Annotated in this window: 23 protein-coding genes; 8 read left to right on the forward strand and 15 right to left on the reverse strand. The window is 68.2% G+C overall.

All coding sequences use genetic code 11. The annotated features are described in order from the left end of the window. The first annotated feature begins 106 nt into the window (after positions 1-106). The gene (locus tag P6281_RS18125) at positions 107-361 is read left to right on the forward strand and encodes a DUF2631 domain-containing protein (RefSeq protein ID WP_036390065.1); all 255 of its coding nucleotides are present in this window, start codon (positions 107-109) and stop codon (positions 359-361) included. On the opposite strand, the gene P6281_RS18130 is transcribed toward P6281_RS18125, so the two are convergent. From P6281_RS18130 to pyrH, 6 genes are all read right to left on the reverse strand, one after another. Next, on the reverse strand, positions 354-1,235 hold the full coding sequence (locus P6281_RS18130; RefSeq protein WP_014942629.1) for a cytochrome c biogenesis CcdA family protein: 882 nt from the start codon (positions 1,233-1,235) through the stop codon (positions 354-356). The two genes, P6281_RS18125 and P6281_RS18130, sit on opposite strands and share 8 nt — an antisense overlap. A gap of 4 nt (positions 1,236-1,239) precedes the next feature. Next, a complete protein-coding gene (locus tag P6281_RS18135) occupies positions 1,240-1,749 on the reverse strand; it encodes a protein disulfide oxidoreductase (protein WP_043955195.1) in 510 nt (169 codons plus the stop codon). A 74-nt stretch (positions 1,750-1,823) separates the two neighbouring features. Next, a complete protein-coding gene (rlmN, locus tag P6281_RS18140) occupies positions 1,824-2,927 on the reverse strand; it encodes a 23S rRNA (adenine(2503)-C(2))-methyltransferase RlmN (protein ID WP_008258789.1) in 1,104 nt (367 codons plus the stop codon). Between the two features lie 32 nt (positions 2,928-2,959). Continuing rightward, entirely contained in the window at positions 2,960-3,904 is a 945-nt protein-coding gene (locus tag P6281_RS18145) for a phosphatidate cytidylyltransferase (protein ID WP_036429090.1), read from the reverse strand. A gap of 32 nt (positions 3,905-3,936) precedes the next feature. Beyond that, positions 3,937-4,494 carry a ribosome recycling factor gene (gene frr / locus P6281_RS18150; RefSeq protein ID WP_008258791.1) on the reverse strand — a complete coding sequence of 186 codons (558 nt, stop codon included), beginning with the start codon at positions 4,492-4,494 and terminating at the stop codon, positions 3,937-3,939. A gap of 15 nt (positions 4,495-4,509) precedes the next feature. Then, a complete protein-coding gene (pyrH, locus tag P6281_RS18155) occupies positions 4,510-5,307 on the reverse strand; it encodes a UMP kinase (protein WP_014712070.1) in 798 nt (265 codons plus the stop codon). 325 nt (positions 5,308-5,632) lie between these two features. Between pyrH and mbp1 the strand changes: the two genes are divergently transcribed. Next, the gene (gene mbp1 / locus P6281_RS18160; protein WP_008258793.1) at positions 5,633-5,872 is read left to right on the forward strand and encodes a microaggregate-binding protein 1; all 240 of its coding nucleotides are present in this window, start codon (positions 5,633-5,635) and stop codon (positions 5,870-5,872) included. A 190-nt stretch (positions 5,873-6,062) separates the two neighbouring features. Further along, entirely contained in the window at positions 6,063-6,785 is a 723-nt protein-coding gene (locus tag P6281_RS18165) for a winged helix-turn-helix transcriptional regulator (protein WP_008258794.1), read from the forward strand. 45 nt (positions 6,786-6,830) lie between these two features. Here P6281_RS18165 and P6281_RS18170 read toward each other — a convergent pair whose 3' ends face one another. Together P6281_RS18170 and P6281_RS18175 are read right to left on the reverse strand one after the other, a co-directional pair. Continuing rightward, entirely contained in the window at positions 6,831-7,769 is a 939-nt protein-coding gene (locus tag P6281_RS18170; RefSeq protein WP_020188526.1) for a lysophospholipid acyltransferase family protein, read from the reverse strand. 91 nt (positions 7,770-7,860) lie between these two features. Continuing rightward, positions 7,861-8,439 (reverse strand): MPT63 family protein, encoded by a 579-nt coding sequence (locus tag P6281_RS18175; protein WP_008258797.1) that lies wholly within the window; start codon positions 8,437-8,439, stop codon positions 7,861-7,863. A 296-nt stretch (positions 8,440-8,735) separates the two neighbouring features. Here P6281_RS18175 and P6281_RS18180 point away from each other — a divergent pair, with 296 nt between their 5' ends. The 4 genes from P6281_RS18180 (at position 8,736) to P6281_RS18195 (ending at position 11,329) form a co-directional block, all read left to right on the forward strand. Beyond that, positions 8,736-8,912: a hypothetical protein gene (locus P6281_RS18180; RefSeq protein WP_167324040.1), complete on the forward strand. Its 177-nt coding sequence runs from the start codon at positions 8,736-8,738 to the stop codon at positions 8,910-8,912. An 82-nt stretch (positions 8,913-8,994) separates the two neighbouring features. Next, positions 8,995-9,834, forward strand: coding sequence for an SDR family oxidoreductase (locus P6281_RS18185; protein ID WP_008258798.1), 840 nt, complete (start codon positions 8,995-8,997; stop codon positions 9,832-9,834). A gap of 81 nt (positions 9,835-9,915) precedes the next feature. After that, positions 9,916-10,986 (forward strand): hypothetical protein, encoded by a 1,071-nt coding sequence (locus tag P6281_RS18190; protein ID WP_014942632.1) that lies wholly within the window; start codon positions 9,916-9,918, stop codon positions 10,984-10,986. 10 nt (positions 10,987-10,996) lie between these two features. Then, positions 10,997-11,329 carry a hypothetical protein gene (locus P6281_RS18195; RefSeq protein WP_014385451.1) on the forward strand — a complete coding sequence of 111 codons (333 nt, stop codon included), beginning with the start codon at positions 10,997-10,999 and terminating at the stop codon, positions 11,327-11,329. Here the strand turns inward: P6281_RS18195 and P6281_RS18200 are convergent. From P6281_RS18200 to P6281_RS18220, 5 genes are all read right to left on the reverse strand, one after another. Beyond that, complete coding sequence (locus P6281_RS18200) at positions 11,295-11,651, reverse strand: hypothetical protein (protein ID WP_009952693.1); 357 nt, start codon at positions 11,649-11,651, stop codon at positions 11,295-11,297. The two genes, P6281_RS18195 and P6281_RS18200, sit on opposite strands and share 35 nt — an antisense overlap. A 1-nt stretch (position 11,652) precedes the next feature. Continuing rightward, positions 11,653-13,143, reverse strand: coding sequence for a molybdopterin-dependent oxidoreductase (locus P6281_RS18205; RefSeq protein ID WP_041785124.1), 1,491 nt, complete (start codon positions 13,141-13,143; stop codon positions 11,653-11,655). A gap of 11 nt (positions 13,144-13,154) precedes the next feature. Then, positions 13,155-13,655: a hypothetical protein gene (locus P6281_RS18210; RefSeq protein ID WP_014385453.1), complete on the reverse strand. Its 501-nt coding sequence runs from the start codon at positions 13,653-13,655 to the stop codon at positions 13,155-13,157. Positions 13,656-13,794: 139 nt separating this feature from the next. Next, entirely contained in the window at positions 13,795-14,973 is a 1,179-nt protein-coding gene (locus P6281_RS18215; RefSeq protein ID WP_014385454.1) for a phosphatidylserine decarboxylase, read from the reverse strand. 144 nt (positions 14,974-15,117) lie between these two features. Further along, complete coding sequence (locus tag P6281_RS18220; protein WP_014385455.1) at positions 15,118-15,531, reverse strand: ChaB family protein; 414 nt, start codon at positions 15,529-15,531, stop codon at positions 15,118-15,120. Between the two features lie 132 nt (positions 15,532-15,663). Between P6281_RS18220 and P6281_RS18225 the strand changes: the two genes are divergently transcribed. Then, positions 15,664-16,089, forward strand: coding sequence for a MarR family winged helix-turn-helix transcriptional regulator (locus P6281_RS18225; protein ID WP_026071277.1), 426 nt, complete (start codon positions 15,664-15,666; stop codon positions 16,087-16,089). Here P6281_RS18225 and P6281_RS18230 read toward each other — a convergent pair whose 3' ends face one another. Then, the gene (locus P6281_RS18230) at positions 16,090-17,493 is read right to left on the reverse strand and encodes an amidase (RefSeq protein WP_014382957.1); all 1,404 of its coding nucleotides are present in this window, start codon (positions 17,491-17,493) and stop codon (positions 16,090-16,092) included. Between the two features lie 31 nt (positions 17,494-17,524). Further along, the gene (gene tsf / locus P6281_RS18235) at positions 17,525-18,352 is read right to left on the reverse strand and encodes a translation elongation factor Ts (protein ID WP_008258809.1); all 828 of its coding nucleotides are present in this window, start codon (positions 18,350-18,352) and stop codon (positions 17,525-17,527) included.

Consider the following 18,352-nt stretch of genomic DNA (forward strand, 5'->3'; position numbering starts at 1 on the left):
TGTGCCGCCCGGCCCGGACGGGGGCCACGATGCGGCCGCGCCCGCGGCGCGGCCTTATGCCAGAATTTGGGTTCAGCAAGCCGATCCGATCCGAAAGGGATTCGCCGTGGCCAGTACCGAGGTCGAACACTTCACCGGCGTCGACTCCGTCGAGGTGCCGTCGGCGGCGTGGGGTTGGAGCCGGATCAATCACCGGACCTGGCACATCGTCGGCCTGTGCATCTTCGGGCTCTTGCTGGCGATGCTGCGCGGCAACCACGTCGGCCACATCGAGGACTGGTTCCTGATCGGCTTCGCGGCCCTGGTCCTCGTCGTCCTGATCCGCGACCTGTGGGGCCGCCGGCGCGGCTGGATCAGGTAGCCGCTCCCCGTTTGCCCTGGCGTTTCACCCGGCGATGCCAGGCGCCGCCGATCACGACGACCGCCAACGCGAGCATGGCCACCAGCCACGGCCATATTCCGTGCTGGTGCACCCAGCCGGCAGTCGCACCCTGCAGGCGACCGACCGCGGTGATCACCGCGTCCCGCGGGTTGGCGTTTGCGCCGAACAGGCGCACCTCGTAGCTGCCGTAGTAGGCGACGTACAGCCCGACCAGCACCAGCAGCGCGCCACCGATCCGGTTGACGAACGGCAGGATTCGGCGCAGCCGGTCCACCATCGCGGTGCTCGCCGTCGCGGCGGCGACGGCGAGCACACCGACGACCAGGGTCAGCCCCGCGCTGTAGGAGAGGTAGATCGCCACGCCGGTGACGATCGATCCCCCGCGCAGGCCGGCTGCGGTGACGGCCAGAAACGGCCCGATGGTGCACGACAGCGAGGCGACCGCGTAGCTGATGCCGTAGCCGTACATGGAGCCCAGCCGCACCGTGGGGGCCCACCTCGGCCCCAGCGGCCGCGAGGCCAGGGCCGACAGTTCCCGACCCGACAGCAGCCAGGCACCGAGCACGATCAACACCACGCCGACCAGCGCGGTGGCGTACGGCAGGTAGCGCTGCACGGTCGTGGCCGCCGACACGGTCAGCGCGCCGAACACGCCGAACACGGTCAAGAAGCCCAGCGCCATCCCGACGGTGGCCGCCAGCGCCCGCCCGGTGGCGGCCACGCCGGAGCGTTCGTCGGGTCGCCGGCCGCGCACCACCAGCAACAGGTAGGCGGGCAGCATGGCAAACCCACACGGATTCAGCGCGGCCACCAATCCGGCGGCGAAGGCCAGGCCGACCAGACCCTGGTCCATTTGGTCAGGACCTCAGCGCGGAGACCCGGTCGGAGAGCTCCTGCTGTGACATCGCCGAGGTCGGGTTGTTGACGAAGGTCGAGCTGCCGTCCGCACGGTAGAACACGTAGGCGGGCTGCCAGGGGACGTTGTAGCGGGCCCAGATGGCGCCGTCGGTGTCGTTGAGGGTGGTGAAATTCAGGTTGTACTTGGAGACGAAGCCCTGCATCGCACCCACGTCCGCGTGCGCCGCGATGCCGACGAAAGCGACGCCGGGGTTGGCGGCCGCGACCTGGCTGACGCCGGGAGCCTCTGCGTTGCAGTACGGGCACCACGGCGTCCAGAACCACAGCACCGCCGGCTTGCCCTGCAAACTGGCGCCACTGAAGGGTGCACCGCTCAGGGTCGTCGCGGTGAACTGCAATCGGTCGTCGGCGGCCTGCGCGCGTGGTCCGCTGGCCACGCCGACCATCATCGCGGCGACGACCAGCGCCGCGGCAAACGCTTTGTTCAGGGCTGACAAGCGAATCCTCATGGCACACCTCGTTACTGGAGTCATGCCTTACTCGACGGGACAGCCCGTAGTCCGGTTCATCCGCCCCCAGCGAGCTACCGGTTCTCGAAGGCCAGCTGGCCGCACGCGGCGCTGATCTCGCGGCCGCGGGTGTCGCGGACCGTGCAGGACACGCCCTTGGCGCGGACCCGCCGCACGAACTCGCGCTCGACCGCCTTCGGGCTCGCATCCCACTCGCTGCCCGGCGTCGGGTTCAGCGGGATCAGGTTGACGTGCACCAACGGCCCCAGCGCGCGATGCAGCCGTTGCCCCAACAGGTCCGCCCGCCACGGCTGGTCGTTGACGTCACGGATCAGCGCGTACTCCACCGATACCCGCCGGCCGGTGACGTCGGCGTAATACCGTGCGGCGTCGAGCGCCTCGGCGATCTTCCACCGGTTGTTGACCGGCACCAGCGTGTCGCGCAGTTCGTCGTCGGGCGCGTGCAGCGACAGCGCCAGGGTCACCGCGAGCCCTTCGTCGGCGAGTTTGCGGATCGCGGGCGCCAGGCCGACCGTCGACACCGTCACCGAACGGGCCGAAATGCCGAACCCGTGGGGCGGCGCCGCGATGATGCGCCGCACCGCGGCGACCACCCGGGCGTAGTTGGCCAACGGCTCCCCCATGCCCATGAAGACCACGTTGGACAGCCGCTGACTGGGGGGGCCGAAGTCGTCGCGCAGCACCGCGGCGGCGGCGCGCACCTGCTCGAGGATCTCGGCCGTCGACAGGTTGCGGCTCAACCCGCCCTGGCCCGTCGCGCAGAACGGACACGCCATGCCGCAGCCGGCCTGCGACGAAATGCACACCGTGTTGCGCTGCGGATAGCGCATCAACACCGACTCCACGGTGACCCCATCGAGGGCCCGCCACAACGTCTTTCGCGTCTCGCCGGCGTCGCAGGCCACCTCGGAGACCGCGGTGAGCAGGATCGGGAACATCGTGTCGGCGATCGCGTCGCGCAGCCCGGCCGGCAGGTCGGTCATCTGCCGCGGGTCGGCGATCAGCCGCCCGTAGTACTGATGCGCCAGCTGCTTGGCGCGAAAGGCCGGCAGCCCCAGCTCGGCGACGGCGGCGGCGCGGCCGTCCGCGTCGAGATCGGCCAGGTGCCGCGGCGGCTTGCCGGGTCGCGGCTCGGAGAACACCAGTTGTTGGACCATGACCTGTCCAGTATCGGTCACGTCGGGCCGACCTAGGGAACGAGCGTCAGCACCGTCCACGCCGCGACCGCCGACGGCAGGACGCCGTCGAGGCGGTCCATCAGTCCGCCGTGGCCGGGCAGCAGCCGGCCCATGTCCTTGATGCCGAGGTCGCGCTTGATCTGCGATTCCACCAGATCGCCGAGCGTGCAGGTCAAAACGAGCACCAGACCCAGCAGCGCGCCCACCCACGGCGGTTTGCCGGCGAGGAAGGTCGCGGTCAGGGTCGCCGCGGTGATGCCCAGGACGAGCGAACCGGCGAGCCCCTCCCAGGACTTCTTCGGGCTGATCGCCGGGACCATCGGGTGCTTGCCGAACAACACGCCGACGGCGTAGCCGCCCACGTCCGACGCGACCACCGTGATCATCAGGCAGAACACCCGCCCCGCGCCGTCGGCGGGATACACCAGCAACGCGGCAAAGGACGCGAACAGCGGCACCCACGCGGCCAGGAAAATTGTGGCGGACGCGTCGCGCAGGTAGGACGGCGACGGGGACCCACCGGCGGGTTCGGGCGGTGTGCGGTTGTCCTGCATGAACAATCGCCAAAACAGGCACGCCACCACGGTGACGCCGAAGCCCGCCAGCGCGCCGGCGGCGTGGAACGGCCAGGTCAGCCACACCGTGAGCTGCCCGCCGGCCAGCAACGGGATGACCGGAATGACGAATCCGGCTTCACGCAGCCGCCGCACCACCTCGTGGGTGGCGACCAGGATGGCCATCGCGACGATCGGGACCCAAAAGCGGGGGGCGAACACCAGCGTGACGACCAAAGCGCCGCCGATACCGGCGCCCACCGCGATCGCGGCGCGCAGGTCGCGGCCGGCCCGCGAGGTCTTCTTCGCGGGCGGCGGCATCGCCGTGAACGCAGGCTCCGGCTGGGCTGCGGCGCCGGGCTCGTCGGGCGGGGTGCCTGCGCCGGGATCTGGGGTAGCCACGGGCCTGAGTCAACTTAGCTGCCGAGTGGTCGCTAGACCTCCAGCAGCTCGCCTTCTTTGTGCTTGACCAACTCTTCGATCTGGGTGGTGTACTGGTGCGTGGTCTTGTCCAGGTCCTTTTCGGCCCGGCCGACCTCGTCCTCGCCGGCCTCGCCGTCCTTGCGGATGCGGTGCAGCTCCTCCATCGCCTTGCGGCGGATGTTGCGCACCGAGACCTTGGCGTCCTCCCCCTTGCTCTTGGCCTGTTTGACCAGCTCGCGGCGACGTTCCTCGGTGAGCTGCGGGACCGCCACGCGGATCAGGGTGCCGTCGTTGGTGGGATTCACGCCCAGGTCGGAGTTGCGGATCGCCGTCTCGATCGCCCCCACCTGGCTCGCCTCGTAGGGCTTGATCACCACCAGGCGCGCCTCGGGGACGTTGATGCTCGCCAGCTGCGTGATGGGGGTGGCGGCGCCGTAGTAATCGATCACGATCCGCGAGAACATGCCGGGATTGGCGCGCCCGGTCCGGATGGTCGACAAGTCGTCGCGGGCGACCGCTACGGCCTTCTCCATTTTCTCTTCAGCGTCGAAGAGAGCCTCGTCAATCATCTGCGCCGCTCCTCATCAGGTGGTGACCAGAGTCCCGATTTTCTCACCAGCGACCGCCCGGGCGATATTGCCATTGGTCAGCAGGTTGAACACCAGGATCGGCATGCCATTGTCCATGCACAGGCTGAACGCGGTGGCATCGGCCACTCGTAGCCCGCGGTCGATGACCTCGCGATGACTGATCGCGGTGATCAGCTCGGCCTCGGGATACTGCCGCGGGTCCGCGGAGAAGACGCCATCGACGGCCTTGGCCATCAACACCACCTCGGCGCCGATCTCGAGCGCCCGCTGCGCGGCGGTGGTGTCGGTGGAGAAGTACGGCAGGCCCATGCCGGCACCGAAGATCACCACGCGCCCCTTTTCCAGGTGGCGTACGGCGCGCAGGGGCAGGTAGGGCTCGGCGACCTGACCCATGGTGATCGCGGTCTGGACGCGGGTGACGATGCCTTCCTTCTCCAGAAAGTCTTGCAGCGCGAGGCTGTTCATGACGGTGCCCAGCATGCCCATGTAGTCCGAACGGGTGCGTTCCATGCCGCGCTGCTGCAGCTGCGCCCCCCGGAAGAAGTTGCCCCCGCCGATCACGACGGCGACCTGGACGCCGCCGCGGACCACCTCGGCGATCTGCTGCGCCACCAGCGCCACGACGTCGGGATCCAGGCCCACCTGGCCGCCACCGAACATTTCGCCGCCGAGCTTGAGTAGCACTCGCGAATACCTGGCCCGGGTCAGCGCCTGGCCGGAAGCCAGTCCGTTCGTGGGCTCCTGCCTCGGAGCCGCCGGGCCGGCGACGTGGGGCTCCCTGGACTCCGTCATCAGACTCCTCGCATGAGAGTGCCATCCCGGGCGATCTCATCCGGAACGGCATTTCACATCCTGCCTCATCGCAGCACAACGGGGCGTCGGTGGGGTGCATTATGCGCACAGTTGGCGTGCGGGAGCGATTTTCGAGCCTGCCGGTACCGAATGTTCCGACGCCCGGCGCTGCGTTTGAGCCGCCGACGGCAGGGGAACCCGCTACAACGCGGTGACATATGCGGTCTCGAGCAATGAGGACCGGGTTCGCCGTATGACCGGATCGATCGCTCGCGATCGTTGAGCGTGGATCGCTCACAGTACGCCAACGAGGAGGAACGGATCCATGGCGGAAGAAAACAAGTCGGGACCCGCTGAAGCGGTGAAGGGCGTCGTCGAGGACGTCAAGGGTAAGGCCAAGGAGGCCGTAGGCGCGGTGGCCGGTCGCGATGACCTGACCCGTGAGGGCCAGGCGCAGCAGGACAAGGCCGAAGCGCAGCGTGACGCGGCGAAGAAGGAAGCCGAGGCGGAAGCCGCGCGTGGCGGCGCCGAGGCGGCCGAGGAGCGCCAGAAGTCCAACCAGTAGCTTGATGGGAAAGATGGGTCCGGTCCATGAAAATGGGCCGGGCCCATCGACTTTCTCCAGCGCGCCGGCCTGAGTTTGCATAGCTTTGCATAGTTTTCGGCCGAGTGGGTAAACAGCCCTAGCGCTGCCAGACATCTCGCGCGAGGCGCCTACGGACCGGGGGGAACGCAGGGACCTCACGAGGTTGGAGATGTCGTTGGACAGGTCGATGGACATTGTGGTGCTCACCGACGAGGCTGATTTCGAATCGGCCTTACCGGATTTGACCACGTTCGCGCTCCCGGCGCGCGTGGCGCTGACCGCCCACACCGACGGTCATTGCGCCACCGCCGACGTGGCGATCGTCGACGCGCGCAGCAATATGCCTGCGGCCCAGGCGGTTAGCCGCCGACTGGCGGCGCAGAACCCCGCTACCGCGGTGGTGGCCCTGGTGAGGCCGGCGGATTGCGCCGCGGTCGACACCGATGGCAATTTCGACGACGTGATGCTGCCCGGCACCGGCGCGGACGAGCTGCGGGCGCGGTTGCGGCTGGCGGTCGGCCGCCGCCGCGGCACCGCCGACGGCATCTTGAAGTTCGGCGACCTCCGCCTGCACCCGGCGAGCTTCACCGCGTCGCTGGACGGCCACGACCTGACTCTGACCCTGACCGAGTTCAGATTGCTGAGTTTCCTTGTGCTGCATGCCGGCCAGGCCTTCACGCGCACCCGATTGATGCGGGAGGCGTGCGGCTATGACAGCAACAGCCGGGCCCGCACGGTCGACGTCCACATCCGGCGACTGCGCGCCAAGCTCGGCACCCGGCACGAATTCATGATCGGCACCGTCCGCGGGGTCGGTTACCGGGCGCCCACGCCCCCGCAACCGGAGTGGGTGCTCGCCGATCCGGCGCTGACACCCACGCGGGCAACCTGATCCACGACGCCCTCATCGACGTGGCCGCAACGGTTTTCGCGGCCGTCACCCGAAGAACGGGAAGGCGCGCTTGCGCGCCAGCGCGTCCATGCCCTCCTGGATGGAATCCTGCACTTCGTGGTATTTGCGGTCGATGTATTCCTCGTCGTCCGCCCGCGCGGGGTCGTGGTCGAGTTCCACGGCGGGCATGAAGCGCGTCCTGATCTTGGCCGGCAGCGGCAGTTGGGGCAGCGCCGCCGGGGCGATCCCCCACGGCAGCGAGATCGCCAGCGGGAACACCTTGAGCCGCAGTAACCGGTCCAGTTGCAAGGCTTTTGACAGCCGGTCGCCGCGGATCAGCACGGGCATCGCGTCGGCCCCGCCGACGGTGGCGATGGGCACGATCGGCACCCCGGCCCGGATCGCCATCTTGACGAAGCCCGTCCGCCCGGCGAGGTTGGCCCGATCGCGCTCCGTCCATGGGCGCAGCGAGTCCACTTCCCCACCCGGCCACAGCGCGACGTCACGCCCTTCGGCCAGGGCGGTGGCGATCGCGTCCGGGGCGGCCGGGAGCACCCCCATCGACCGGAAGTAGCGCCCGAACAACGGGATTGCCATCAACGCGTCATGGGCGGTGCCGTGCAGCGGCCGGTCCTGGCCGAACCGTCGCCACCATTGCAGACCAACCGTCCAGGCGTCCCACACGAACGGGGCCCCGGAGTGGATCCCGACCAGCAGCGCCGGCGGTGCTTCCGGAATGTTCTCCCAGCCGTCGATCTCCATCCGAAACCAATAGTCCACCAGCACATTCCACAAATACTTCTGTCGCTGCAGGGCGGCCTCGTCCTGGCCGGACAGATCCCAGCGGCCGGCGCGCTCGGCGACCCAGCCGCTCAGCCCGCCGCTGTGTTCGCTGCGCCGCTCGTCCATCGCCGCTCGCGTTCGCTCGGCGTTGCGTTGCGCTTGTTTGCGCACGCTCGCCGGCCTGTGGTCCGGATTACTCATGAATGCCGGGTACCCGGTTCACCCGCGCCCGATTCGTCGGGACGCAAAAACTCCCCGCACCACGGGGGTGCGGGGAGTTTTGCCGGCCGGATCAGGCGCTGGGCGCCGGCGCCGGCGGGGCACCGGGTGCCGGGCTGTTCGGCGCGCCGGGCGCCGGGCTGTTGATCGTCCCGGACGCGGAGCCGCCCTCCATGTTCGACGTCCAGATCAGGACGTCTTGCATGCCGTCGTTGTAGACGACGCCGTTGGGGGGCGCGCCGGTCACGTCGAAGTACAGCGTGCCGGTCGACTCGCTGCCCTGCGGGATCGGCGCGGGGCTGAGCCCGTTCGGGGTCCCGACCTTGTCGATCACCCGGTAATTCTGACCGTTGGGTCCGCGGGCGATGAAGTCGTTGACCATCGGGGTCACGAGGCCGGCCTCCGACCGGGCGCTGATGTCCGCCTGGTAGAGCGTGCCCTTGGGCGTGTAGCCCGGGATGGTGACATTGCTCGGCTGCAGGTTGCTCACGGTGTAATTGGTGATCAGGGCGCCGTCCACGAGCTGTTCGCTGGTGCCGAATCCCTGAATGTTGGGCGGCGGCGAAGCCAAAGCCGGCGCCGCGGCGAAAACGCCCGCGGCCGCAATCCCGGCGGCGGCAACTGTCTTAATGGCCGTCTTGGTGACCTTCATTCTTCATTCCTTTCGTCGCACACAAACGCCCCCCGTCAAGGGCATGCAGATATACGCAGCGAAATAGCCATGCGGCTCCGGCTTTAAACATCTACCCGCGCCGCACGCCAATAATCGGGTCCATTAGCTGGTGAAATGCGGGTGTTTTCGCCGACGACATCTTTGGTAACAGAACACAACATCCGCATCACCGCTAACACCCGCCGCGCGCCCCGATTAAGCCGTGCGCCGCCGGGTAACCCGTGCGCGAAGGCGTTCTGAGCACAGGCCGAGACATCCGCGAAGGGGGCGATCGCGTGCAACGTGGCAACTCCAAGCACAGCTCACGGGAAGACGACGAGCTCAAGCACGAACTGGAGGGCACGGTCCGCGGCAATCGGTCCAGCCGTAGCGAGGAGTGGCGGGACCCGGAGCCGCCGGCCGACGACGATCCGGACGTTCCGGCCGCCGGCCCAACCCGTCGCGAATCGTAAAGCGGGAAGCGGCGCCGGCGTTTGCCCGGGCCGGCTTCTCCAATGACATGGCCAACTTTCGAGCGAGGCAAAGGAAATCAAGATGGGCTTTACCGCGCAACAACAATCCGTCCCGGGCGTGCAGGCCCAGATGGATCCAATTCCCGATTGTGGTGAAAACACTTACCAGGGCTCGGGAAAACTCCTCGGCAAAAAGGCGATCATCACCGGCGGCGACAGCGGCATCGGGCGTGCGGTCGCGATCGCCTTCGCGCGCGAGGGCGCCGACGTGCTGATCGCGTACCTCAACGAGGACGACGACGCGCGCGACGTGGCCCGCTACGTCACCAACGCCGGACGCAAGTGCGTGCTGGTGCCCGGTGACCTCTCCGACGCCGCCCACTGCCGCGCCGTCGTGGACCGGGCGGTGCAGGAATTGGGCGGCGTGGACATCCTGGTCAACAACGCCGCGTATCAGATGATGCGCAAGAGCCTGGACGAGATCAGCGACGAGGAGTGGGATTACACCTTCCGGCTCAACGTGGGCGCGTATTTCTACCTCGCCAAGGCGGCCCTGCCCTACCTGAACGCCGGCTCGTCGATCATCGGCAGCTCGTCGGTGAACTCCGACAGCCCCAATCCGACCCTGGCGCCCTACGCCGCGACCAAGGCGGCGATCGCCAATTTCTCCGCCAGCTTGGCTCAGCTGTTGGGCGAGAAGGGGATTCGGGTCAACAGCGTGGCGCCGGGTCCGATTTGGACGCCGCTGATCCCGTCGACGATGCCGCCGGACAGCGTGGAGTCCTTCGGCGACAACGTGCCGCTGGGGCGTGCCGGCCAGCCCGCCGAACTCGCCCCGCTCTACGTGCTGCTGGCCTCCGACGACGCGAGCTACATCTCCGGGGCGCGGGTGGCCGTCACGGGCGGGCGGCCGATTCTGTAGGCGGCGATCCCGTCGCGCCCTCTCGCAGGTGTAACGGGCCGCCCGCCGGGGTACAGCCCGGACGGGCGAAACGGCGAAAGGATGGCACCGATCGTGGCCATCGGGAGCGGTCAGCGGCGAAGGTTGCGACGATGGTCGGTCGCGGCGGCCTCCGGAGTCGTGGCGGTAGCGGGATGTTCGGCCCCCGGGTCCTCGCTGGAGAGCGCGCCGGCGGTCAGCGTGGCGACCATCGACGCGGCCCTGCATGACCCGGTCTGGTCCTATCACGACCACGAGTTGCTGGGCCTCACCGACGATCACCGGCTGGCCGCGATCGGCTACGCCGGGCCGGGCACCGCCCATACCCGGCTGTCGGCCCCGATGGGGTCCGGGCGCAACCTGCAGATCAGCCAGAAGGACGACCGCCACGTCTTCGTGCCGCAGCCGGAGCGCGGCAAGGTCGCCGTCGTCGACATCGCGACCCTGCGGCCGGTCGCCGAAATCGACGCCGGCCCCGCGCCTTCCTACCTCGCCGAGGACGCCGGCATGCGGGTGTTGCTGGCGCTCGCCGCGGACGGTTCGTCGGTGACGCCGGTGGACCAGTACGGGTTCCGCAAGCTGCCGACGGCCACCTACGCCGGGGACCCGGCCGACACGATCGACGGGTCCAACCGCGGGCGGCAAATCGAGTACCACCTCTACGGCGCCTCGGGCATCCGCTATTACAAGGGGCCCACGTCGCCGCCCGAAGAACGCGGCTCGCTTCCGATGGCCGTCGCCGTGTGGGCGGGCGACGGAACCCAGGTCACCCGCAGCTATGTGGCCGGGCGCGACGACAAGGTGCTGTACGCGGTCGACTCGCGTCGCGGCGGGGACGGGCTCGAGGTGCTGGCCCGAACCGAGCTGTCGTCGCCGATTCGCTATCTGGGCACCGACGACACGCGCATCTACGCGGCCACCGACCGCGACGTGACGGTGCTGGAAACCGCGAGCTTCACCGGCTTTCCGAACGGGACCATCCGGGTGATCCGCACCCTCGACTACCGGGCGGGATTGCCGTCGGGCCCGGTCGCTTCGGCGCCGCTGTCCGGGATGGCGATCGGGCCCAAGCGGGTGTATCTGACCCTGCGCGGCCAGCCCCACGTGATCAGCGTGGCGAAGCCACGCCTGTGAGGGAGTTCAGATGAGCACCACAGCGCGGCGGCCCGAGCCGATCGGCATCGATGACGACTTCGAGCTGCTCGAGGAGCAGATCGCGGCGCTCAAAGAGCTCGCGCGGCTCGACGACGTTCCCGAAGGGCAGGCCTACGACTTCGGGATCCGTTGGGGGGCAGCGCTCGCCGGGAGGTTCCGCCGGTTGGTGCACTACAGTTGCCTGGGCGTGCTCGACGAGCCCGCCGAACGACGGTTCCAATCCCTATGTGACGACCTGCGTTCCGTGTCGGAGTTGATCGAGAGGTTCGATCTCGCCCGGCCGCGGTTCACCGATACCCCGAGCCACCCCACGTTGCGCTAGCCTGTCTCGCCCTGGCGCGGCTCGCGATGTCCTCGACGTCGGAGATCTCCCGGTAGTCGGACAAAAACTCGTTGGCGGCCAACACGATTCCGGTACGCGGGGCCGGACAGTCGTCGTTGCGGCACGTCAACGCCACCATGAAGGCGTCGTCGTCCTCGTCGAGGAACAAGAACCCGAGATACAGCGCGTGCCCGACGGCGAAGTCCCTGCCGCCGCAGCCGGCACAGTGTCCGCCCTTGACGGCCACCAGCTCTGAAACTCGTTCGCGCTCAACGCTTTGCAGGTCGATCAGCTCGGGACGCGTTGCCGAAGGGTCGGGCATGTCAGATCTCCACGTCCTTGTCGTAGTGGACGTTGTCCTCGCGCCAGCCCCCAAGGCCGTGGCCGATGCCGGAGTAGTCGTCGATGAACTCGATCTGGTTGATCCACTTCGCCATCTTGAAACCGACCTGGGTCTCCACCCGCAGCCGCAGCGGCGCCCCGTGCTTGATGGGCAGCGGCTTCCCGTTCATCTCGTAGGCCAGCAACGTCTGTGGCTTGTAGGCGAGTTCGAGATCGATCACCTCGTAGAACTGGCCCTCCCCCTCCGCGCTGGGCTCGTCGCGGCCGGTGTCCTGCATGGTCAAAAAGCAGATGTACTTCGCCTGCGGGAGCGGACGCACATGATCGGCGAGTTGGGCCAGCGGAATTCCGCTCCACTGGCCGATGCTGGTCCACCCCTGCACGCAGTTGTGCATCACGCGTTGCGATTGCTGCTCGGCCAGGCCGCGCAGCGCGTCGAGGTCCAGCGTCACCGGGTTTTCCACCAGCCCCCCCACCCGCACGCGCCAATCGACGAAGTTGTGCACGGCCATCACCTTGTACTCGGCGCTGGTCGGCGGCTTGCCGTTGACCCGGTGCTCCTTGGACGTCATCCGCTCGGGGTAGTTCTGCCTCGAATTCAGCGGCCGCAACAGGATTTTGCGGGCGCGGGTGACCACGGCGCCGAGCACGCGGCGCACCTGAACGGGCCGGCGCAGGCTCCACACCGTCGCCGCGACGTGGACGGCGACGATGGCCGCGATGATCACCAGCGACAGGGCGGTGGCCCAACCGATGTTGCGCACGGAACCGAAGATCATCGACGCGGTGAGCTGGCCCCAACTCCAGAAGAAGATCATCGACAGGTGGATGACGATGAACACCACAAACGCGATCAGGCCGAGGAAGTGCAGGCTGCGCGCCCATTGCCGGCCGCCCCACATGCGCACATACCAGGGGAACGCGGCCTCGATGGCCGGTGACTGCGCGGCGCCCGTCAGGATCTGGAACGGCGCCAGCACGAAGATGACCCCGGCGTAGGTCAGCTTCTGGATGGCATCCAGTGGCTCGCCCGGCAGCAGCGGCGGCAGGTTGAAACTCATGTAGGTGACGACGTCGTTCCACGCCTCACCGAAGATCGACCACGACGCCGGCCAGTACCGGTGCCACTGCCCGGTGGCGAACAGCAGGATGTAATACGAGAGGCCGACGAGGATCCAGCCGATCACCGAGAAGAAGTGCCAGTGGCGGCCCATGCCGAGTTTCTTGTGGCCGGGCAACGAGAACAGCGAGCTGTAGTCCTCCTCCTCGTCGAGGGTGTCGTAGAGCTTGTTGACCGGCATTTCCTTGACCGTGAAGCGCGCCCACTCGCTGCCGGGCCTGCTGTCGTCGTGCCAGTACAGCTTCGGGTGCGTGGACAGGATCTCGATGCCGCTGCGGATCACCAGCGTCAGAAAAAGGACATTGAGCCAGTGGTCGATGCGCAGCCACGCCGGATAGTCGAGCACTGTCATGTCGTCACCGTTCAGTCGCGCCAGTTCTGCCGTTGCGGATACGCCACGTTGATGCCGGACAGGACGGTGGTGTGCACGGCGATGAAGGCACCGGCGAACGCCATGGCAAACGTTCCCGGGGCCAGGTCCCACCGCCCGGTCACCGCCACCAGACCCGGCAGGCTGACAAACCGGCTGACCAGATAGATCACCAGGAAGGCCGCGCACACCAGGCTCCCGGCGTACCAGCCCGCTTGCGGCACAAGGGGTTTGGCGGCAAACGCCATCGCGGCGGCGACGGCCAGGCAGGCGGCGATCAGCGCGGCCAGATACACCCAGAAATACAGCGGCAGGCCGGGCCGGGTGGCCGCCAGGTAGGCGTGCACCGCCACCAGGCCCATGAGCAGCGATGTGCCCAACGCGGTTACGGTGCGCGGCAAGTCGAAGGCGACGTAGCCGTTGAGCGTGAGGAGGGGCGAGGACAGCACCTTGTGCCACGCCGTGAGCCACAGTCGCCCCAGGAGACCGGCCATTGCGGCTGACTACCCCGACTGATAGCCCCACAAACGATCGACCGAGGCGACCTCGAACGGCTCGATCCGCACCGTCGGAGAAGCCGCCTTGCCCCCCGCAGGCAGGGCTTTTACCCCTTGGGCGGCGTAATAATCACCCTCACTGCGGGTTTCGCGGCGCGGCGCAGCGCGCCACCGGCGAACCGACCAGCCGGAACTCCTCACTGGTGTCCAGCTGGGGATCGACGCCCTCCTGGAAGAGGATGATGATGTCCGAGCCGCCGAACTGGAAGTACCCGAACTCCTCCCCCTTGGCCATGTGTTTGCCGGGCACCGCGGTGAGGACGACCGACGACACGTGGGCCATGCCCACCGGGATGACCGCCACGATGCCGATGTCGCCGCAATCCGATTGCGAGGTGTCGACGGTGACCACGCCGCGGGTCTGGGAGAACTCGTACCCGCTGCTGGCGCTGTCGCTGGAGGCGAACTCGTGTTCTTCCAGGCCCACCCGCATGAAGACTTTCCCGTTGATCCGGAAGGACTCCTCGACCAGTCCCGCGACGGGCAGGTGATAGCGGTGGTAGGCATGCACCGGCAGCATGTAATGCACGAAGGTGCCGCGGGCGAAGCTCTCGCTGTATTGGCTTCCTTCGATGAGTTGCTTGATGTTGCCGTACTTTTCGTTCTTGACGGTGGTGGCGGGGATGCTCGAGTCGGCAGCGATGTCGTAGGCGTGCTGGTATTTGCAGTCGGCCGGTGAGGTCACCACCAGGTTGGTGGTCGGCTCGGCGATCGGGCGCAGCCCTCCGTTGATTTCCCGCGCGATGAATTGGTTGGCGGTCAGCCATCCGCTGGGCGCGTTCGGGACGCCGTCGACCAGCGACTCATGGATGCGGTACTCCGGCGCGTTGTCGATGAACGACTGCAGGGCTTCGGGGCTGAACGACTCCGGCGTGTCCAGGAAATTCCCCCACTGCCGGGCGAAGTCCGTCAGCCATTCCCGAAAGACACCGGAGCCCTGGGCCGGCTCGTCGCCCTGGTCGACCAGGAAGTAGAAGTGCGCCATGCGATCGCTGACCTCTTGAGCCTGCCGCTTTTCGTTCTTCCAGGCGTCCGCGTCCGACTCGTGGGGCACCCATCGGAGGAAGCGCTTCAGGTAGGCCTCGTACTCGCCGATGTCGCGCGGCCACTCGAGCGCCTCGTACAGCTCCGGGTTCAGCTCGGATTCGGCCCGCCCGCGCGCCTTTTGCAAAGACCGCTCGAGCCGATCCGCGAGACCGGGCTCGTTGTTGAGCGTGTCGCGCAGATTGTGGATGACGGAATCCGGCTCGCTCATGTCACTGCTCCCTGGTGTCGTCTGTGCGCGAACGCTTCGCGACCACGGGCAGTCACGTACCCGCGGACTCGGGCGGCAAACGGCGCCGCATCGCCGCGGTGCGCACGCGAACGCAAAGGACCGCGGGGAGTTGGCGATTCCCGCTCAGCGTCCGCGGACGCGGCGATTGTGCTTCTTGATCGCGTCGACCAACTCCGCTTTGTTCATCGTCGATCGGCCCGGAACTTCGAGCCGGCGCGCCACGTCGAGCAGATGCTTTTTGCTGGCGTTGGCGTCGACGCCCTCGGCCGACTCGCCGGACGGTCGCAGCCCGCCACGCTCGGCGCGCTCGTCGGACGGCCCCTTCTTCTCCTTGGGTTCCCAGTGGTCGCCGACCTTTTCGAAACTGTGCTTGACGGCGGCGTAAGCCACCCGGTGGGCCCGTTCCTCGCTGCCGTACTGGTCGGCGGCCGCGTCGTGGGATTTCGCGAACGTGCGTTGCGCTTTGGCGTCGGAACGCCGCAAAGTGCTGGGCAGTTCGCTCTTCTTGGGCGCTCCGCCTTTCGTCGTCTTCGGCATCGAACCTCCTCGTGCGCCAAAAGCGGTGCGGGAAACCTGTTACCGCCGGTCGGTTACCCCGTTGCGGGCCGGGCAATCGCGGTCCGGGAAATGTGCGCCGTGACCAGGCGGACATATGTCAACATGGTTGACATGAATCAGGACGACGCCCCGCTTGGCTATCTGCTGTACCGGGTGGGGACGGTGTTGCGGCCGGAGGTTGCCGCGGTGCTGAGTCCGTTGGACCTGGCCCTGCCCGAATTCGTTTGCCTGCGCATCCTTTCGATGCACCCGGGGATGTCGAGCGCCGAGCTGTCCCGCCACGCGGGCGTCACCCCGCAGGCGATGAACACGGTGCTGCGCAAGCTGGAGGACGTCGGTGCGGTGGAGCGGCCTTCGTCGGTGTCGTCGGGGCGGGCGCTGCCGGCCAACCTGACCGGCGCGGGCCGCGCCCTGCTCAAGCGCGCCGAAGCGGCGGTGCGCGGCGCCGACGCCCGGATCCTGAGCAAGCTCACCGAGACGCAGCAGCGCGAATTCAAAAGGATGCTCGAAAAACTCGGGTCCGACGAGCGGGCCTGATCACCCGGCCTGGATCCGCGCCCACGGCCGGGCCTCTTCGAGTTCGTAGGCGAGTTCGAGCAGCAGCGACTCCTGCCCCATACCGGTCGACAGCATCATGCCGACCGGCATGCCGTGGGCGGATTGGGCCAACGGCAGCGAGATCGCCGGTTCGCCGGTCACGTTGTGCAGCGGGGTGAACGACACCCACTCGATCAGCCGGTTGATGACCTGCTGATAGTCGGTCGGCGCCAGGAACCCGATGCGGGGCGTCTCGTCGGCCAGGGTCGGCGTGAGCACCGCGTCGTAGGTGCCGTAGAACCGCGCGGTGCGCCGCCGCGCCCCGCGCAGGCGCATGATCGCCGCCGGGAGCCGGTGCAGGTGGCGGCCGGTGTGTCGCATGAGGCCCAGCGTCAGGCAGTCGAGCTTGGCGCGGTCGAACGTCTCGCCGAACATGTGCCGTCCGCCGCGCACCTGGGCCAGCGCCAAAAATCCCCAATACAGCACGAAGTCGTCGACGAAACTGGCCGCCACCGGCGGTTCGTCGACGTGTTCGACGCGGTGGCCCAGCTCTTCGAGCAGGCCCGCGGATTTCAGCGTCAGCTCCCGCACCGCGGGGCTGCACTCGCGCTGGATCGAGCGGGTCAACACCGCGATCCGCAGCCGCTGCCGGCCGGGCCCGGTGACGTCCCCGACCGGGGCCAGCTTGGGGTTACGCCAGATCCGCTCGGCCTCCCGGTAGAACGCCGCGGTGTCGCGCACCGAACGGGTCACCACGCCGTTGACGACGACGCCGACCGGCATCCGGCGCAGCACCGCGTCCAGGGGCAACCGCCCGCGCGACGGTTTGAGGCCGACGAGCCCGTTGCAGGACGCCGGGATGCGGATCGAGCCGCCGCCGTCGTTGGCGTGCGCGATCGGCACCACACCGGCGGCGACGAAGGCGCCCGACCCCGATGAGGATGCGCCGGCGCTGTATTCGGTGTCCCACGGGTTGCGGACCGGGCCCAGCCGCGGGTGTTCGGCCGACGCGCTGAAACCGAATTCCGAGAGCTGCGTCTTGCCCAGCGAGGTCATCCCGGTGGCCAGGTACAGCTTCGTGAACACGCTGTCGGCGACGGCGTCGCGGCGTGTCCACGCGTCGGTGCCGTGCATCGTGGGCTGCCCGGCGACGTCGACGTTGTCCTTGATGAACGTCGGGACGCCGGAAAAATAGCCGTCGGCCGCCTGCTCGGCGGCCGCACGCGCTTGCCGAAAACCCGCGTACGCCAACCCGTTCAGGGCCGGGTCGACGGCTTCGGTGCGGGCGATCGCCGCCTCGACCGCCTCGGCCCTGCCGACGCGTCCGGAGCGGATGGCCTCGGCGAGCCCGACCGCGTCGAGATCGCCGAGGGCGTCGTCGCCGAACGCGTGCACGTGCCGCATAGCAGTGACGCTAGCCGCTCACGCGCGCCGGCTACGCCTGACCCACCTCGAAGCGCACGAACCGCGTCACCGTCACACCGGCGTCGTCGAGCAGGGCCTTGACCGTCTTCTTGCTGTCGGACACCGACGGCTGCTCGAGCAGCACGGCGTCCTTGAAGAAGCCGTTCAACCGGCCCTCGACGATCTTGGGCAGGGCCTGCTCCGGCTTGCCCTCCGCCTTGGCGGTTTCCTCGGCGATGCGGCGCTCGCTGGCCACCACGTCCTCGGGCACGTCGTCGCGGGACAGGTAGCGGGCCTTGAGCGCGGCGATCTGCAGGGCGACCGCGTGCGCGGCCTCCTTGTCGGAGCCCTGGTACTCGACCAGCACGCCCACCGCCGGGGGCAGGTCCGCCGCCCGCCGGTGCAGGTACGCCTCGACGGTGCCGTCGAAGTTCGCGACCCGGCGCAGCTCCAACTTCTCGCCGATCTTGGCCGACAGCTCGGCGATCGCCTGCTCGACGGTCTTGGTACCCGAGGTTTGGTCAATAGAAGAAGCCTTGAGCGCGTCGACGTCGGCGGCCTTCGACGACACGGCCGCGGCCACGATCTGGTCGGCCAGCGCCTGGAACTCCGCGTTCTTGGCCACGAAGTCGGTCTCGCTGTTCAACTCGATGAGCGCGCCGCCCTGGGTGGCGACCAGACCCTCGGCCGTCGCCCGCTCGGCGCGCTTGCCGACGTCCTTGGCGCCCTTGATCCGGAGCGCCTCGACGGCCTTGTCGAAGTCGCCGTCGCTTTCGGCCAGCGCGTTCTTGCAGTCGAGCATGCCGGCACCGGTGAGTTCCCGAAGCCGCTTGACGTCGGCAGCGGTGAAGTTCGCCAA

It is taken from the genome of Mycobacterium sp. 5-140-3-2 (assembly GCF_035666375.1).
Classification (GTDB): Bacteria; Actinomycetota; Actinomycetes; order Mycobacteriales; family Mycobacteriaceae; genus Mycobacterium; species Mycobacterium intracellulare.

Excerpts from the sequence above, each read along its gene's own strand:
- P6281_RS18130 (WP_014942629.1), bottom strand. The coding sequence starts at position 1,235 with ATGGACCAGGGTCTGGTCGGCCTGGCCTTCGCCGCCGGATTGGTGGCC.
- P6281_RS18135 (WP_043955195.1), bottom strand. The coding sequence starts at position 1,749 with ATGAGGATTCGCTTGTCAGCCCTGAACAAAGCGTTTGCCGCGGCGCTG.
- rlmN (WP_008258789.1), bottom strand. The coding sequence starts at position 2,927 with ATGGTCCAACAACTGGTGTTCTCCGAGCCGCGACCCGGCAAGCCGCCG.
- frr (WP_008258791.1), bottom strand. The coding sequence starts at position 4,494 with ATGATTGACGAGGCTCTCTTCGACGCTGAAGAGAAAATGGAGAAGGCC.
- pyrH (WP_014712070.1), bottom strand. The coding sequence starts at position 5,307 with ATGACGGAGTCCAGGGAGCCCCACGTCGCCGGCCCGGCGGCTCCGAGG.
- mbp1 (WP_008258793.1), top strand. The coding sequence starts at position 5,633 with ATGGCGGAAGAAAACAAGTCGGGACCCGCTGAAGCGGTGAAGGGCGTC.
- P6281_RS18165 (WP_008258794.1), top strand. The coding sequence starts at position 6,063 with ATGTCGTTGGACAGGTCGATGGACATTGTGGTGCTCACCGACGAGGCT.
- P6281_RS18170 (WP_020188526.1), bottom strand. The coding sequence starts at position 7,769 with ATGAGTAATCCGGACCACAGGCCGGCGAGCGTGCGCAAACAAGCGCAA.
- P6281_RS18175 (WP_008258797.1), bottom strand. The coding sequence starts at position 8,439 with ATGAAGGTCACCAAGACGGCCATTAAGACAGTTGCCGCCGCCGGGATT.
- P6281_RS18185 (WP_008258798.1), top strand. The coding sequence starts at position 8,995 with ATGGGCTTTACCGCGCAACAACAATCCGTCCCGGGCGTGCAGGCCCAG.
- P6281_RS18190 (WP_014942632.1), top strand. The coding sequence starts at position 9,916 with ATGGCACCGATCGTGGCCATCGGGAGCGGTCAGCGGCGAAGGTTGCGA.
- P6281_RS18195 (WP_014385451.1), top strand. The coding sequence starts at position 10,997 with ATGAGCACCACAGCGCGGCGGCCCGAGCCGATCGGCATCGATGACGAC.
- P6281_RS18200 (WP_009952693.1), bottom strand. The coding sequence starts at position 11,651 with ATGCCCGACCCTTCGGCAACGCGTCCCGAGCTGATCGACCTGCAAAGC.
- P6281_RS18205 (WP_041785124.1), bottom strand. The coding sequence starts at position 13,143 with ATGACAGTGCTCGACTATCCGGCGTGGCTGCGCATCGACCACTGGCTC.
- P6281_RS18210 (WP_014385453.1), bottom strand. The coding sequence starts at position 13,655 with ATGGCCGGTCTCCTGGGGCGACTGTGGCTCACGGCGTGGCACAAGGTG.
- P6281_RS18215 (WP_014385454.1), bottom strand. The coding sequence starts at position 14,973 with ATGAGCGAGCCGGATTCCGTCATCCACAATCTGCGCGACACGCTCAAC.
- P6281_RS18220 (WP_014385455.1), bottom strand. The coding sequence starts at position 15,531 with ATGCCGAAGACGACGAAAGGCGGAGCGCCCAAGAAGAGCGAACTGCCC.
- P6281_RS18225 (WP_026071277.1), top strand. The coding sequence starts at position 15,664 with ATGAATCAGGACGACGCCCCGCTTGGCTATCTGCTGTACCGGGTGGGG.
- P6281_RS18230 (WP_014382957.1), bottom strand. The coding sequence starts at position 17,493 with ATGCGGCACGTGCACGCGTTCGGCGACGACGCCCTCGGCGATCTCGAC.